The sequence below is a fragment of the Mesoterricola sp. MK458 genome (assembly GCF_055384935.1).
In genome coordinates, this window is sequence record NZ_AP045075.1 from 4,015,010 (window position 1) to 4,031,160 (window position 16,151).

Sequence of the window (16,151 nt, forward strand, 5' to 3'; positions counted from 1 at the left end):
CGGCGCGAACACATTCCCGGCGTTGGGACGTTGGCGTTAATCATGGCGTGGCGGAGGGACGTCAATGCCTCCGCCGTAGCCAACTAAAGATTTGGATGAAATCACAAACGGTCATTCCAATGAGGCCAATGGTTTCAAGAAAGTCGAGCATAGATACACCCTTAGGAACCTTCGGATATTAGGTGCTTTGAGTCTTGACGAAGGTTCGGTCTTGGGCTCTGGGGATCCTAACGCGCCGCTTGACCGGCCCCAAAGTGGCGGCGCGGCCGGCGGAGAAGGCTGGTGGGGTTCGAGGAACCTCGTTGGGATGAAGGCACTTTGGGGTCCGGGTCGAAGCGATGGTTAGACAGACGGACGTTTGGTGATGAGACCCGAGACGCGGCGCGATGGGGCACTGCCGCTGGTTGGAACGAGGACTTTGGGAGCAATGGTGACCTCTCGAGCTGGTCAGTTTGTAACGTTCTTGACGCCGAAATTGCCTGATTTAATGTGCTTGATGAGCTCGTCGATAGACTTATCGGCTGGATTGGTGACCCTGTAATTCTCGAGGCAGGCCAAGGCCTTTTCTTTGTCACCAAGTGCCAGGTAAGACATACCAAGAGAGTAATTGGCTGCAGTCACTCCGCCTTGCAAGGCCAATTCAAGATGGCTTATGGATTCCTTGGCCCTTCCGGAGCCGCCTAGAAAGACGCCAAACATGAAGTTCCCTTGTGCATCCTTGGGGGCAATGGAAAGTAGCTTGGTGAAGGTCGCATAGGCCTTTTCTGCTGAGCCCTGAATATCGAGATTGTGGCCAATGCTGTATAGAAACCCGGCTCTTCTGAAAATTTCTGGAGGGGAATTTGGCCCATCGACGAGGACATCAAAGACCTTTGAAAGCATCTGAACATCGCGAACTGCACGCATGCGGTCGTCTAGAGAATCAAACTGAGTGGGGTAATTGGCAGCATGATTGCCCAGGTCATCAAGCATTTGGTCTACGTACCGGAGATCGATGCCGGGCTTCTTGTCAGCGACTTTGTCGGGCGAAACCAGGATTCGCTTGGCCTCGTACATGCCGTAAGAACCCGCCAAAACGTATGATGCTGAGAGAGGGCCAATCAACAGAATGAAATAGAGAATTTTTCGCATCGCACTTCCGACTGAAGGGGGTGGGAATAGCCTAGCAACAAACCGCCAATGGATCTGCCTGACGCTGAATTGCTGGGTGCTGGGAGATGCCTAACGCTCAAGCTGACCGGCCCCAAAGTGGCGGCGCGGTTGGCGGAGGAGGACGACGGGGTTCAAGGAATGACGGTGGGATGAAGGCACTTTGGGGTCCGAGGCCGAGCGCATGGTTAGGCAGACGGAAATCAGATGATGTGGCTTGTCATTCAGCGCAATTGGACTTGAAGATACTACGCCTCGCTAAATCTCGAAGGGAGGGGTTAAGCCCTTTTCGAGAAGCCAGGTTAATCGCTCCTTGGCCTTGCCGCCCCGACCCAAGTAAATGCCCGCACCTAGACCATCGCAGTAAAGCAGGAGGCGCCTTCCTTCCCATACGAGGGAGACTTCATTGATTTCAAAACGAAGGGACATTCGCTCGCCGAACTTTACCCTGCCGCCTAGAAGTTTGCTGATGCGAGAAATCGTTCTATGGCAAATCAGGTGATTGTTTGTCCAGTTGATCTGGCAGAAATCCAAATAGAGGAGGCTGAAGAGGGAAGGTAAAAGAACCGGGAAGCTCCAGATGTAAACGTAAAGCCAGAAGCGGGTTGGATCTCTTTGAGCCGGGATGACAAAGGGTGCCAGAAGGAGAAACAGAATCATGGTTGCGCCTGCGATTAGCCCAGCAACGACGGCAGGTCGCCTCGGGGTGCGCAGAACGTGGTTGTCTTGGTGACTTTTGGTCATGGGGCAGAGTTCCAATTGAGCTTTGTCCGACTGAGCCTAGACGCTGAGTCTTGGAGTCTCGAGATGCCTAACGCCCGGCTTGACCGGCCATAGCCCTGGCGGCGCCGTCGGCGGAGAAGTGCGATTGGAGATGACGAAGACCGTGAGCTTTCGGCGGACGTGCGCAATGCCACTTGGTTCCCAATTGGGTATGCCTTTGGTTGAGTCGTAGGGACTCACCTGGAACCAAAGCACCCAACCTTCTGAGGACTATTGGGCTTCCAGCACCTTCAGCGTGGCTTGGTAGCTCCAGGGCATCCATTCCTCGGGGTTTTCCTCGGCGAGCACGTGGTTCCTCTGGACGGCCACGAGGTAGTCGAACGGGTTCACGTCGTTTATCTCCGCCGTGTGGATCAGGCTCATGTAGATATCGCCGACCCTGGCACCCTCTTCGGTCTTGTAGAACAGGCTGTTCTTGCGGTGGAGGATGGCGCGCTTCAGGGCTCGTTCGCAGACATTGTTGTCCAGGGGCGCGCCGGGTTCGCGGAGGAACAGGGTCAGGGCCGTCCAGTGCTTGAGCATGTAGGTGATGGCCTTGCCCAGACCGGAGTTGGGCTCGACCTTCCTGGCCTCCATCTGGCTCTCCAGCCAGCCTTTCAGGGCCCCCATGACCGGGCCACTGTGGTCCTTGTGGAACTGGAGTCGCTCCTGGGGAGTCAGGGCCTTGGCTTGGCTGTCGTGATGGTAGACGTCCCGCAGGGCCTCCAGCAGGTGCCTGCACTCCTCGGGGAAGTCGTCCACCACCTCCACGAACCTGCGGCGGGCGTGGGCCAGGCAGTGGGCGACCAGAGTCTCGAAAGGTCCCTTGGTGTTGGCCGCCAACGCATCGCACATCTGGATTGGGGGCGGCAGGTCCTGGCTCCGGGAACGGAGAATCTCGGCCAGGTTCTCCCCGGCATGGTGGTGCCCGGTACGGAACAGGACGACCCCCCGGGCCCGGCCGGGCCCCGAATGCTGGAGCCGGGCCACGATCCCGGAGGTGTAGACCCCCTTCCGCTCCTTCCGGTCGAATCGGAGATCCGGACGGTCGATGAGCTTCATGGTGGTGTCGTCGTTGAACACCACATCCGCCTGGGCCGCGAGGCGTGCCAGTTCGTCCAGCACCGGGTCGAGGAGGCCGGCTTGCTTCTGGACCAGCTCCCATTGGGTGGAGGCCGGGAGGGGGATGCCCAGGTTGGCCTGCAGCCGGGCCAGGCGGTGGAAGGGGGCGCCGGTGCCGTACTTCAGCAGGGCCACCATGGCCGCGGCGGAAGCATCGAACTTCTCCCGCCCTGTCCCCTCGGGGGCCTTGGCCGTGAACACTTCGCCGCAGGCATTGCAGCGCAGGCGCTCTCGTTCGATCACTTTGGCCTGGAGGGGGGACAGGCCCACGATTCGGACCATGACGGCGGGTTGGGCCATCGGGTAGACCCGGCCATTGGGGCATTCCGGGCACTCATCCCCTGGCTTCAGGCTCTCATGGGGGACCTTGACGCGCTGGGCCCCCGGATAACTGCCCGCCCCGGCCCTGCCATGCCCCTTCCGGGGCTCCTTTGGCTTCGGCTTGGGCCTCGGGGTGGTGGGCGGGAATAGGTTCACCATGGCCTCTGTGGCGTCCCCGAACAGCATCTTGGCAAGCCTATGGATGGAGGTGCGCTTGGATTTGAGCTCCTGGGCCATGAAACCGAGGGTGGCCAGACTGCCCTGGATGATCAGGAAATCCTGCTCGTCGGTGACCACCACTCGCATGCGCTCGATGAAGGCCGTGACCTGCTCCGGGGTCAGCTTCAGGATCTCCGGATTCACCAGAGCCGACGGCGACTGGCCTTTTCCGGTCTTTGAGGTGTGTGGTTTCGAGCGCCCCATGGTACGAGCCTGCCAGCCTCGAAAGGAAAGTACAAGTCCTCATTTCAGGGCCGAGCCCGAGGGCCCCACGGTGCGCCAGGCAGGGGGGATGCCGGTGGCCGACGGATTACCGCAGCAAAGCAGAACCTGCAGCTCGTGGGCGAGCAGTTCTGTTGCTACTTCCCGTCCCTGGGGCCAATGCCGGAACCGGCCCTGGGACAGGCGCTTGTGACAGAGCCAGAAACCCTGCCCGTCATAGACCAGGAGTTTGATGGCCTGGTTCCCGCGGCTGCGAAACACGAACACCGTTCCCGAAAAGGGGTCGCTGCTGAGTTTCTCCCGGCAGAGGCTGACCAGGCCGTCGATCCCCCGGCGGAAGTCCACCGGCTCTACCGCAACCAGAACCCTCATTTGCGGGGTGATCTGGATCAACCCCGGCTCCCCAGGAAGGCGGCGACGATCCCGGCGGCCTCCAGGCCTCGTCCGGCTTCCAGAGTGATCCGCATGCGGGAACCATTGGGAGACGTGATCTCGATGGAGGTCCCGGGGAGAGGGGTCGGCACAGGTTCCGCCGCCAGGGTAGCCGGCAGTTCAACGAAGGTGGGTTTGACCAGGCCGGGCTTTACCGGAGCCTTGGACACCCGGGTTCGGAGAGCCTTGTAGTCGAGCCCGACGGCGCGGGCGATTTGGCAAACACCGTAGATCCGGGCCAAGGCCACTGCGCTCTCCCAAATATCCGCCGGGGTCTCGCCGCGGCTGGGGCGCGTCTTACGCCAGATCTCGATCTTTCTGCGAAGCAGGGCCAAATCCTCCGGCGATGGCGCTTTCCTGGGGTGGGCCATGGGTGATCTCCAGCGACCCATGAGCCTACCGGCCATCAAGCTACGAGTTCACGCACGCCTGCCGAAAGGACACCGAAGACCTGGTTGGAGCGATACAGGGCTGGGGTCCGGGTCGAAGAAATGGTTAGGCAGACGGGCATTTGGTGATGGGACCCGAGACGCGGCACGTTGGAGCAATGCCGCTGGTTGGAACAGCGGCGAGGGGAACGATGGCGAACAACCAAGCAGCATTCTGCGCGCCTTGAGGGAGAGCGACCTAGGTGAATGAAGCAAGGCCTGGTTCAGGATGCATAAACTCACCAGGCGGTTCGGTAAAGATGAAGGTGGCTTAGTACCTGGAATAGTAGGCCAAGCAGATCGATGTAGCCACGAGTAAAGAGCCACTAAAAATCCTCACACGAACGTAGATGCGAAGTAGCCGTGGATCTCGGGAGGGGAGGATTTGGAATTGCTTGCCACCAGATCTCTCTGGTCGAATTGCCCGTATTGCTTGCCAAAGGTAGAAAACACCAATAGCCAGGAATGGCAACGAGATTGCGGATTGGAATAGCACCTTGCTCATTTTGATCCAAGCTAGACGGCCGAAAGGCGTTGCACTCGGTTGTGGGTGGTGCCTAAGGCTGGGTTGAAGGATGGTGGGTGATGCCTAACGCTGGAGTTGACCGGCCCCAGCCAGGCGGCGCGGTTTGAGGAGTAGGGAGAAGGAAGTTGCAGAAGTCATAGCACGAGCATTGCAGGCTGGGGTCCGGGGTCGAACGCGATGTTAGGCAGACACGCCCCTGAATATTTCCCTGCATGGCGCGGGGCCATTGGTTTTGAAAGGGCTAAGGTGTGATCACGACGGGGGTGCCAATTGCGCAGGATGCCCAAACCTCATCGACCTCGTAGTCTTCAAGGGCGATGCAACCCCAAGTCCAATCTGAAGAACCCCCATGGCCGTGGATTCCCACGGTTCCGCCTAGACCAGTTCCCCAGGGGGGACAGCCCTTTTTCGTTTTGGCCCCAATGATATTAGCATAGTCATATTTAGTGATGAGCCCAGCTTTTAACCCGCGGTCGGCATCAGCTGCGTCCGGGTAGCTAATCCCAAGGAAAAGGTGGTAGGCGCTTTGGGAACTCTTCGAGCAAATATAGAAGCGCCCTTCTGGTGTGAGGTGATCTCCTGAAATTTGCTTGATCTTAAGACCTCGATTGCTCAGGCCAACCCTGAAGCTCTTGACGTGCCTGCCTTCTGCCCAAAATTCAAGCCGATGAGCGTGCTTTAGAACCCGAACCTCAAGGGCCTTAAAAGGAAAGGAAACACCCGCTAATTTTGCGGCAACAGCCATCCTTGCGCTTGCAGCTCGGATGGCAGAGAGCGGAGTCTCGCCGGCGAGCGTGGCCGCGGCGAAATAGGACAGAAGCACTGCTGCCGAAAATTTCATGGAATGCCAAGAAGGGTCTGTGCCGGGAGATGTCTAACTCCGAAGTTGAGTCGGCCCCAACCTGGCGGCGCGAGTGGAGGGGGAGGGAGGTTGGAAAGACGATACCACCAAGGGGAGAAGTGAAGGTTGGGGTCCGACCTCGAACGCTGGGTTAGGACCAATACGGTTCACTTAAGGCCAACGACGTGGACCACGGGGTTGGTGCGTGCGTTGCATTTCAAGGTTCGGTTGCGGACGGTCCAGCCACTCATCTTACGCTTCACGCCCCGTGGATTGCAGCGGCGCCTGCTGGAACTCACCATCTCGTCCAGGAGCTCCTTCAGCACCGCGGCATGGGCCTTCAGGCGTTGGCTTGGGGGGAGAGAGCCGCGAAGTGCGGCAGTGTCCGGCGGACCACCCTGACGGCATGGACGAAGGATAGGCGATCCGGATCCACCGTCGCCTGCAAGGCGGCCTCATGCATCAGTCCTCGCACCGCAAAATGGGCGAGAAGGAGACCGTAGAATTCCTGGCGGACCAGATCGGGCGTCTTGCTGCGCAGAAGGGTTTGGCGGCCGCGGAGGTGGGTCTTGAGCTCGTCGAAGGCAGACTCGATCTCCCAGCGCTCGGGGTAGAGGGCGGCCAGTTCTTGGGCTGGAGCGGCCTTGGGATCTAGGATGGTGGTGATGATTCGGTAGGCATGCTCGCCTTCTGGGGCCGCGGGCAGCCTGGGATCCCGCACGCCGTCGAGCGTGTATTCCACGACGCGGACTGTGACCCCTTCCGAGCGTCGGCGCCACCGGTCCTTGATGTCCCAAACCCGGGACAAGTAAGAGCCGTCCTCAAGCTCCACTTCCCGAGGCAGGCCCAGTTTGGCGTTGACCCGCCAGGCCAGGTCCGCGCACGTGGCCCGGGCCTTCTCCCAAAACTCGAAGCCATAGAAGCCACGATCGGCCAGGCAGAGCATCCCGGGCTCCAGGCGCCGGAGCGCTTCCTCGGCCAGGACCCGTTCGCTGGTGGCAAAGGACCCCATCCGGGATCCGAAGAGCACGTGAGTTCCGCTCTCTACCAGTGAGACGAAGCGGAGTTGGGGAAAGCCGCTTTCGCCCCGAGAGGCTGCCGGCCTGCCGAATTCCGCCTCGATGGCTGGATCGTCGGGAAGATCGAGGGTGCTGCCATCGAGGCTGACCACACGCCAACGCTTGTACCAGGCCCCGCGGGTTGCTGGAGTGGCAATGGGCTTGACCAGGTCGTCATGCAACCGCTGGAGCGGCTCCCATCCGAGCCGGGAACGGGCCTGGGAGATGCCGGACTTGCCCGTGATCTTGAGGGTGGCATCGGCTTCCTTGAGCCAACGGAGGCCCTCCAGAAGGCAGCGAAGCACCTCCCTGCAGGAGGCCTGTGTGAACAGGGCCAAGGCGATGACGTAGTAGACCACCACGTGAGCGGGAAGATCGCGCTGGCGCTGGCTGGCCTTCCCAGTGGAGCGCAGGGTGGTTTCCACCCGGTCACGGGGAAAAGCCCGGGCAACGCACCCGAGCGTAATGTAGTCCGATATGCGTGTCCCGCCTTCCAGTGTTGCCGCTGTTCTGGCCATGGAGTGCCCTACTTATAAGTTAGGCAGCATGGGCAGGGCGTCAAGGCTTAAGTGAACGGTATTAGGGTTAGGACCAATACGGTTCACTTAAGGCCAACGACGTGGACCACGGGGTTGGTGCGTGCGTTGCATTTCAAGGTTCGGTTGCGGACGGTCCAGCCACTCATCTTACGCTTCACGCCCCGTGGATTGCAGCGGCGCCTGCTGGAACTCACCATCTCGTCCAGGAGCTCCTTCAGCACCGCGGCATGGGCCTTCAGGCGTTGGCTTGGGGGGAGAGAGCCGCGAAGTGCGGCAGTGTCCGGCGGACCACCCTGACGGCATGGACGAAGGATAGGCGATCCGGATCCACCGTCGCCTGCAAGGCGGCCTCATGCATCAGTCCTCGCACCGCAAAATGGGCGAGAAGGAGACCGTAGAATTCCTGGCGGACCAGATCGGGCGTCTTGCTGCGCAGAAGGGTTTGGCGGCCGCGGAGGTGGGTCTTGAGCTCGTCGAAGGCAGACTCGATCTCCCAGCGCTCGGGGTAGAGGGCGGCCAGTTCTTGGGCTGGAGCGGCCTTGGGATCTAGGATGGTGGTGATGATTCGGTAGGCATGCTCGCCTTCTGGGGCCGCGGGCAGCCTGGGATCCCGCACGCCGTCGAGCGTGTATTCCACGACGCGGACTGTGACCCCTTCCGAGCGTCGGCGCCACCGGTCCTTGATGTCCCAAACCCGGGACAAGTAAGAGCCGTCCTCAAGCTCCACTTCCCGAGGCAGGCCCAGTTTGGCGTTGACCCGCCAGGCCAGGTCCGCGCACGTGGCCCGGGCCTTCTCCCAAAACTCGAAGCCATAGAAGCCACGATCGGCCAGGCAGAGCATCCCGGGCTCCAGGCGCCGGAGCGCTTCCTCGGCCAGGACCCGTTCGCTGGTGGCAAAGGACCCCATCCGGGATCCGAAGAGCACGTGAGTTCCGCTCTCTACCAGTGAGACGAAGCGGAGTTGGGGAAAGCCGCTTTCGCCCCGAGAGGCTGCCGGCCTGCCGAATTCCGCCTCGATGGCTGGATCGTCGGGAAGATCGAGGGTGCTGCCATCGAGGCTGACCACACGCCAACGCTTGTACCAGGCCCCGCGGGTTGCTGGAGTGGCAATGGGCTTGACCAGGTCGTCATGCAACCGCTGGAGCGGCTCCCATCCGAGCCGGGAACGGGCCTGGGAGATGCCGGACTTGCCCGTGATCTTGAGGGTGGCATCGGCTTCCTTGAGCCAACGGAGGCCCTCCAGAAGGCAGCGAAGCACCTCCCTGCAGGAGGCCTGTGTGAACAGGGCCAAGGCGATGACGTAGTAGACCACCACGTGAGCGGGAAGATCGCGCTGGCGCTGGCTGGCCTTCCCAGTGGAGCGCAGGGTGGTTTCCACCCGGTCACGGGGAAAAGCCCGGGCAACGCACCCGAGCGTAATGTAGTCCGATATGCGTGTCCCGCCTTCCAGTGTTGCCGCTGTTCTGGCCATGGAGTGCCCTACTTATAAGTTAGGCAGCATGGGCAGGGCGTCAAGGCTTAAGTGAACGGTATTAGGGTTAGGACCGGCGCATGAATATTACCTCGTTGGGACGGCGCGGTGGGATGGGCGTTCAGTTGAAGTGTTTGAAGGAGAAGTGCGCTGATCGCTGCGAAGGGTACCGCTACGCTTGGTGATGTCACGCCCACTCAGGCCATCGCGGTGGAGATTTGAAACATACCCACTATTAATCGAAATCAATACACTCATGGACATCACCCTCGCCGACCAATATAGCCGGGCCTGCCAAAAGGCCGCGATTAAGGGTGCAAACGTGAAATAAACGTCGTCCGGGTTCATAAAGAATTGCAATCACGATTTCCATTTGAATGGGATCATTTTCCCCAACTACTGCAAACAAGTCTTTACCGTTGTGGCGGTAATGGATCGAATGGATCCTTTTGGGTGACAGGCTCGCCTGCCCCCAATTCTCGAGGTTTTCCCGAAGCATAGAATAAATTTTCTGCTCGTCTTCAGAATTTTCTGCTTCTGGTACAAAGAAGTGCATGCTTCCTCCTTGCCAATAGTGGGTTATGAACGTGAGGTGACGAGCATTGGGATCATGGAATGAAGGGAGTCGGAGTTCCTGGGAGGCAGGTGACGCCTAACGCCGAAGTTGAGTCGGCCCCAACCTGGCGGCGCGAACGGAGGAGAAGGAGGATTGGAAGGATGTTTCCTCAAAGGGAGAAGGTCAGGTTGGGGTCCGACCTCGAACGCTGGGTTAGGACCGGCGCGTGAATATTACCTCGTTGGGATAGTACGATGGGATAGGCCTTCTCCTTGGAATGATCGATGGTGGGTGGCGCTGATGAACACTAGGTGAACCGTAAGTGTGTGTGGCAGCCAAAGGGAGATTGTCCCCGGGCGGAAGCGAGAGATTGATTCACCTGGTTCCGCAGATCCTGGAACTCAAAAGCGTTTGGGAAATTTTCTATATAGTTTGACACCCGTATAAGAGCCTCCTTGGATTCCTCGCGATGGGATTTTCGCTGCTTGCATAGATGGCAAAGAGTTGCGACGTCTCCAGCAAGAAGGATTTCCTGCTCCGTGATTGCTGCCTGCCCTTTCTCCTTCCGGATTTCGTTGAGTAGCCGGACACGCTCGTACACAGACAGACGGGTTCTCAGGCCAATGTCGTCAAGAACGTACCTTCCGGCGATCAGGCCCATGCCTATACCGCCAATCAGGATGCCGAGAATGCCAGTGAGGATTGGGACGGTAATTCTGGGGTTGATTCGCATGGGATATACCTAACGCCGAAGTTGAGTCGGCCCCAACCTGGCGGCGCGAACGGAGGAGAAGGAGGATTGGAAAGATGTTACCTCAAAGGGAGAAGGTCAGGTTGGGGTCCGACCTCGAACGCTGGGTTAGGACCGGCGCGTGAATATTAGGCCCGTCGCTGTTTCGTGTGGGTGACCAGCGCATAAAGCGCCGACCTGTTTCGTGCTGTGGCCCAGCTCCGAAAGGTTTCCTGGAACGGTGAAGCCAGGACTCGGATTCCGGGAAAGTAGAGGCTCAAAACCATGCTGCTGCTGACGGTCGCTGTGGGCGGTGTGGGAAACGCGCCAGCGTTTTCCAGGCGGAGCCCGAGGGTGTGGGAAGGACGCGGACCCGAAGGGCGGCCATAGGCCGTTCCGCGGAGCGGAATCCGGCGGGCTTTCCATTCCCGAGCACCGGCCACAGAGGGTGGGTCGGCGCGCCTGTTCCATGGACAATGGGGCCATGGACACCAACACCCTGTTCACCATGGCACTCGGCCTCCAGGCCCCTTGGGAGGTCAAGAATCTCCAGTTCGACGAGGAGGCCAAGCGGTTGGACATCACGATCGATTTCACCCGTGGGGCTGACTTTCCATGCCCGGTCTGCGGCCAGCCCGCCAAGGTCCACGACACCGAGGAGAAGACCTGGCGGCACCTGGACTTCTTTCAGCACGCCGCTTACCTGACGGCCCGGGTGCCTCGCTGCAAGTGCGATGTGGACGGGGTCAAGCAAGTCCAGGTCCCCTGGGCTCGACCCGGATCAGGTTTCACCCTCCTGTTCGAAGCCTTGATCATGACCTTGGTCCAGGCCATGCCGGTAGCCACAGTCGCCAAGCTGGTCGGCGAGCACGATACCAAGCTCTGGCGGTTGGTACATCACCACGTGGATGAGGCCCGGGCAAAGGTGGACATGTCCACCGTCACCCGGATCGGCATTGACGAGACCGCCGCCAAGCGCGGGCACAACTACATCACCCTGGTCATGGACATGGAGGAGAAGAAGGTCCTGTTCGGTGTGGCCGGGCGAAGCCATGAGACCGTGCAGGCCTTCAAGGCCGACCTCGTGGCCCACATGGGTGACCCAGAGAGGATCGAGGAGGCCTGCCTGGACATGTCTCCCTCGTTCATCAAGGGGCTGAGAGCGCATTTCCCGAAGGCGCACCTGACCTTCGACCGCTTCCATGTCATGCAGATGATCAACAGGGCCGTGGACGACGTGCGGCGCGGAGAGGCCAAGGATCGGCCCGAGCTCAAGAAGACCCGCTACATCTGGCTGAAGAACCCCTCTAACCTCAGGGCGACCCAGGCTGGGAGACTCCAGGAACTGCGGGGCGCGAACCTGCTGACGGCTGAGGCCTACCGAATGAAACTCACCCTCCAGGACTTCTATGAGCAGGCGAATCCACAAGCGGCCGGGATGTTCCTGAAAGAGTGGATCACGATGGTCAGAGAGTCCGGCATCCAACCCATGGTCAAAGCTGCCGACACGCTCAAGGACCACATGGCTGGGGTTCTGCGCTGGTTCAAGAGCGGCCTGGCCAATGGGCTGCTGGAAGGCATCAACTCGCTGCTCCAGGCCGCCAAGTCCAAAGCCCGGGGCTACCGGACCATCCGCAACCTGGTGACGATGGCCTACCTCATCGCCGGCAAGCTGAAGTTCGATCTGACCCCAGCCTGGCAAACCGCCCGGTTATAACCGGTCGCTACCCACTCGCTTCAGCGAGGAACCGAATATTACCTCGTTGGGACGGCGCGGTGGGATGGGCGTTCAGTTGAAGCGCTCGGAGGAGAAGGGCGCTGATTGTTCGTCGGGCCGCGGCTTGCCCTGGAGATGTAGCTCTGGGCTTTTCGCCCACTGAGGCCGGCGCAGAGAAGCCCGCCTTCCGTGGCCTTCGGGGGAGCCGCCTCATGACGCGGCGCAATGCTGGGCCCCTGGGGTTCAGCGCGCCCCATGCCCTAACGCTGAAGTTGAGTCGGCCCCAACCTGGCGGCGCGAACGGAGGAGAAGGAGGATTGGAAAGATGTTACCTCAAAGGGAGAAGGTCAGGTTGGGGTCCGACCTCGAACGCTGGGTTAGGACCGGCGCGCGAATATTACCTCGTTGGGACGGCGCAGTGGAATGGGCGTCCATTGAAGCGCTCGGAGGAGGAGGGTGCCGATCAACCCAAAGGAAACGGGAAAGATCGGTAATGGTAAAAGTACCGGAGGTCCAATCCAAGGACGTGGATGAAGGACTGAAGGCTATTCCGTTGAGGCATAGCGTCGAGGAGGGCGAGGGTCGCAAAGGGTCAATCAATAATGAAATCCCATTCGACCTTCATTAATCTGCCTGAAAAAAATTTGAAAGAGACAGTGTTAGGGTAGCCATCCCCTCTGTTGGTGTAGGTAAGCTGGTTGCGACTGCTTCTTCCTCTAGCCCCCACCTTTTCTTGGACAGATGATTTTGGCTCCCCGAGATGAATAGAGAGCGGAAGTTGAATTTGGGCCTTCGAAACGACTAACTGGCTTAGGATGGGTTCACTTGTTGGATCATTTTGAAGGTAAACAACGGTCAGCCCATCATAGGATTCCTTAATCCAGGTGTTGATCAGAGATGGATCATTGTCGCTTTTCAGCTTCCTGATTGTTCGTTTGATCGGGTTCTTGGGCCGATGACTGAAAGCCAATTCACCATAGGCAAGCAGCTCGTCGACTTTCCCTTGATCAATAGCTATTGGGTTTTGGGCACCAAGAGTGATTCCAATTCCAAGGAAGGTCATTAATCCGATATCGCAGAGCTTCCGAATGATCACGGGGAATCCTAACGCCGAAGTTGAGTCGGCCCCAACCTGGCGGCGCGAACGGGGGAGAGGGGAGATTGGAAAGACGATACCACCAAGGGGAGAAGTGCAGGTTGGGGTCCGACCTCAACGCTGGGTTAGGGCCGGCGCGCAAATATTCTCTCGTTGGGTCGGCGGGACTATTTTTCGGGTTGAACTGGAACAACTGGGTCGCACTCGCCAACTGAATAGGAAGTGATCTCGACGAGCGATGGAAGGACCATGTGTATGTCATCAGGGCGAGGCGGGTCGCACGGATTTTTATGCATCACGTTTACCTTAAATGTGATTTCGAATTCTATCGGCTGGTGGTCTTCAAAACGCCAGGTGAGGAGTTGTTTGGGAAGCTGCTTCACAAGCATTGGGGGCCCTAGAGAATCAACAATCTGAACGATTCGGTGGCCATCGGTTTTAACCGCGAATATGGCGGTTCCGCTGATTCCGGATACGCGTATCAAGGCGGGGCAAGTTGGAACCTGCATCTCTATTACGATTGGGTGTAGGCGAGGCGGGGTCTCCTGTGCATGGCTCACCACTGGGGTGGCGGCAAAAACGGAGACGAGCACGAGCCTGATCGTTCTCATGGAAAGGTCCAAAGGAACCCTAACGGCCAAGCTAACCGGACCCAACGTGGCGGCGCAGTCGGCGGAGAAGTTCGGTGGGATTGGCTTTGTGATGGCGGTGTAGTTCACGTTGGGGTCCGGGTCGAGCGCAATGTTAGGCAGATCATAGTCATGGCTGGGATAAGTATTTCTCGGTGAAGAATTCGGAAAGAAACCCTTCGGCTTGTTTGGCTGTGAACCCATCTTTGACAGAATCAGCCAAAGCGTCCTTGTATTCCTGTGTTTCCTTGAAGGCGGAAAACTTTTTGATCCTATAATCGTTGAACTCATTCAATGATAGGTGCTTTTCGGCAATCAGAATTCCATCGCGAATCCATATTAACGTATAGCGTTCGTAACTTGATGCATACCCCATGTGGACATAATGAACCAACTCCCCCTCGGGCAGAATCAACACAGCGGTGTACCAGCTACAGAACCGCTCTTCGGGCTTGTAAATTAGCTCGCCGGTTACATCGGTTTCATTCTCTGAAACCTGTTTGGTCTTTTCGTCAATTGACATTTGCCGTGTAACGATTTTTTGGACAAACAGCTTGTTTTCAATAATTTCAAAAGTTGCTATGTAGCCACGCCAGCAGGAGGTTATGAGGGTAGGTTTCTTTAACTTTCGGTCTGGATGGCTGCTTAGAAATGTCTCAAGTGGATTGGTTTGGATACAAACCCTTTTCCCCTTGATGATGAGGTAATCGGGCTCTTGGCCTGTGGCCCGTAGGCTCATCCCCGTAAAGAGAATGACTGAAAGAAAGGCGACCTTAATGATTGGTTTCATGATCCTCCCGGGGGCCGGTAGAGGCAGATGGTGGACGGGGTTTTTGTTCTTCGTTGATGCCTAACGCCGAAGTTGAGTCGGCCCCAACCTGGCGGCGCGAACGGAGGAGAAGGAGGATTGGAAAGATGTTACCTCAAAGGGAGAAGGTCAGGTTGGGGTCCGACCTCGAACGCTGGGTTAGGACCGGCGCGTGAATATTACCTCGTTGGGACGGCGCGGTGGGATGGGCGTTCAGTTGAAGCGCCCGGGGGAGAAGGGCGCCGATTGATCCGAAGGGTACCGCAACGCTTGGTGATGTTAACCGGCTCGGTGACGCCCACTGAGGCCGGCGCGGAGAAGCCCGCCTACCGTGGTTTTGGTGGGAGCCGCTGCAGGACGCGGCGCACTGCTGGGCCCTGAAACTCTTCGCGCCTCATCCCTAACGCCGAAGTTGAGTCGGCCCCAACCTGGCGGCGCGAACGGGGGAGAAGGAGGATTGGATGGATGGTACCTCAAAGGGAGAAGGTCAGGTTGGGGTCCGACCTCGAACGCTGGGTTAGGACCGGCGCGTGAATATTACCTCGTTGGGACGGCGCGATGGGACTGGGGTTCAGTTGAAGCGCCCGGGGGGGAAGGGCGCTGATTGCCCATCGGGCTGCGGTTTGCCCTGGTGATGTAGCTCTAGGCTTTTCGTTCACTGAGGCCGGCGCGTAGAAGCCCGCCTACCGAGGCTTTCGGGGGATCCGCGGCAGGACGCGGCGCACTGCTGGGCCCTGGGGTTCTTCGCGCCTCATGCCCTAACGCCGAAGTTGAGTCGGCCCCAACCTGGCGGCGCGAACGGGGGAGAAGGAGGATTGGAAAGATGTTACCTCAAAGGGAGAAGGTCAGGTTGGGGTCCGACCTCGAACGCTGGGTTAGGACCGGCGCGCCAATATTACCTCGTTGGGACGGCGCGATTGGAATTCGCTACTTCCAAGATTTCAGCCAGATTGATTGGGATTCTGGCGCAACGAATCCATTCCTGTATTCAGGATTGTTCATAATTTTTCCAACAAGGGATTCGTAACGTTTGAACGGGAAATCCCTTGCCCTTTCGAAGTGGATTACGCCAAAGACCGTTCGAGCATCGTTTCGAAAAAACAGTTCCAGAGGGTGTTCCGAAAAGGGCTCACCGTTGATGTCCCTTCTGACAAAGTGCCACCTTGTCCCATCCTTCGCAAATCGGAGAGCCTGGTCGTACGTCCACAAAGAATCGTCGGAATACATCGCGGATGCCTAACGCACAAGTTGAGTCGGCCCCAACCTGGCGGCGCGAACGGAGGAGAAGGGAGATTGGAAAGATGATACCTCAAAGGGAGAAGGTCAGGTTGGGGTCCGACCTCGAACGCTGGGTTAGGACCGGCGCGCGAATATTACCTCGTTGGGACGGCGCGGTGGGATTGGCGTTCAGTTTAATCGCCCGGGGGAGAAGGGCGCCGATGGATCCGAAGGGTACCGCAACGCTTGGTGATGTTAACCGGTTCGGTGACGCCCACTGAGGCCGGCGATGAGAAGCCCGCCTACC

At 58.8% G+C, this 16,151-nt stretch carries 14 protein-coding genes; 1 reads left to right on the forward strand and 13 read right to left on the reverse strand.

Annotated features, from left to right (window positions below; all coding sequences use genetic code 11):
- Positions 1-447: 447 nt before the first annotated feature.
- The 10 genes from ACZ5LB_RS17630 to ACZ5LB_RS17675 all read right to left on the reverse strand — a co-directional run bounded on the left by ACZ5LB_RS17630 (position 448) and on the right by ACZ5LB_RS17675 (position 10,379).
- Positions 448-1,131 (reverse strand): tetratricopeptide repeat protein, encoded by a 684-nt coding sequence (locus tag ACZ5LB_RS17630; protein ID WP_464603513.1) that lies wholly within the window; start codon positions 1,129-1,131, stop codon positions 448-450.
- A gap of 276 nt (positions 1,132-1,407) precedes the next feature.
- Positions 1,408-1,893, reverse strand: coding sequence for a hypothetical protein (locus ACZ5LB_RS17635; protein WP_464603514.1), 486 nt, complete (start codon positions 1,891-1,893; stop codon positions 1,408-1,410).
- 249 nt (positions 1,894-2,142) lie between these two features.
- Complete coding sequence (gene tnpC, locus ACZ5LB_RS17640; RefSeq protein WP_464603515.1) at positions 2,143-3,717, reverse strand: IS66 family transposase; 1,575 nt, start codon at positions 3,715-3,717, stop codon at positions 2,143-2,145.
- Positions 3,718-3,816: 99 nt separating this feature from the next.
- Positions 3,817-4,188 (reverse strand): IS66 family insertion sequence element accessory protein TnpB, encoded by a 372-nt coding sequence (gene tnpB, locus ACZ5LB_RS17645; RefSeq protein WP_464603516.1) that lies wholly within the window; start codon positions 4,186-4,188, stop codon positions 3,817-3,819.
- Positions 4,185-4,598: a hypothetical protein gene (locus ACZ5LB_RS17650; RefSeq protein ID WP_464603517.1), complete on the reverse strand. Its 414-nt coding sequence runs from the start codon at positions 4,596-4,598 to the stop codon at positions 4,185-4,187. The genes tnpB and ACZ5LB_RS17650 overlap by 4 nt, the downstream gene beginning before the upstream one ends.
- A gap of 824 nt (positions 4,599-5,422) precedes the next feature.
- The gene (locus ACZ5LB_RS17655) at positions 5,423-6,022 is read right to left on the reverse strand and encodes a L,D-transpeptidase family protein (protein WP_464603518.1); all 600 of its coding nucleotides are present in this window, start codon (positions 6,020-6,022) and stop codon (positions 5,423-5,425) included.
- A 340-nt stretch (positions 6,023-6,362) separates the two neighbouring features.
- Positions 6,363-7,598 carry an IS4 family transposase gene (locus ACZ5LB_RS17660; RefSeq protein WP_464603519.1) on the reverse strand — a complete coding sequence of 412 codons (1,236 nt, stop codon included), beginning with the start codon at positions 7,596-7,598 and terminating at the stop codon, positions 6,363-6,365.
- Positions 7,599-7,854: 256 nt separating this feature from the next.
- Positions 7,855-9,090 carry an IS4 family transposase gene (locus ACZ5LB_RS17665; RefSeq protein WP_464603519.1) on the reverse strand — a complete coding sequence of 412 codons (1,236 nt, stop codon included), beginning with the start codon at positions 9,088-9,090 and terminating at the stop codon, positions 7,855-7,857.
- A gap of 235 nt (positions 9,091-9,325) precedes the next feature.
- Positions 9,326-9,646 carry a hypothetical protein gene (locus tag ACZ5LB_RS17670; RefSeq protein ID WP_464603520.1) on the reverse strand — a complete coding sequence of 107 codons (321 nt, stop codon included), beginning with the start codon at positions 9,644-9,646 and terminating at the stop codon, positions 9,326-9,328.
- Between the two features lie 307 nt (positions 9,647-9,953).
- Positions 9,954-10,379: a hypothetical protein gene (locus ACZ5LB_RS17675; RefSeq protein ID WP_464603521.1), complete on the reverse strand. Its 426-nt coding sequence runs from the start codon at positions 10,377-10,379 to the stop codon at positions 9,954-9,956.
- Positions 10,380-10,845: 466 nt separating this feature from the next.
- On the opposite strand from ACZ5LB_RS17675, the gene ACZ5LB_RS17680 reads away from it, so the two are divergent.
- Positions 10,846-12,093 (forward strand): ISL3 family transposase, encoded by a 1,248-nt coding sequence (locus tag ACZ5LB_RS17680; protein WP_464602215.1) that lies wholly within the window; start codon positions 10,846-10,848, stop codon positions 12,091-12,093.
- Positions 12,094-12,685: 592 nt separating this feature from the next.
- On the opposite strand, the gene ACZ5LB_RS17685 is transcribed toward ACZ5LB_RS17680, so the two are convergent.
- The 3 genes from ACZ5LB_RS17685 to ACZ5LB_RS17695 form a co-directional block, all read right to left on the reverse strand.
- Positions 12,686-13,189, reverse strand: coding sequence for a hypothetical protein (locus ACZ5LB_RS17685; protein ID WP_464603522.1), 504 nt, complete (start codon positions 13,187-13,189; stop codon positions 12,686-12,688).
- A gap of 167 nt (positions 13,190-13,356) precedes the next feature.
- Positions 13,357-13,908 (reverse strand): hypothetical protein, encoded by a 552-nt coding sequence (locus ACZ5LB_RS17690; RefSeq protein ID WP_464603523.1) that lies wholly within the window; start codon positions 13,906-13,908, stop codon positions 13,357-13,359.
- 40 nt (positions 13,909-13,948) lie between these two features.
- Positions 13,949-14,608: a hypothetical protein gene (locus tag ACZ5LB_RS17695; RefSeq protein WP_464603524.1), complete on the reverse strand. Its 660-nt coding sequence runs from the start codon at positions 14,606-14,608 to the stop codon at positions 13,949-13,951.
- Between the last annotated feature and the right edge of the window lie 1,543 nt (positions 14,609-16,151).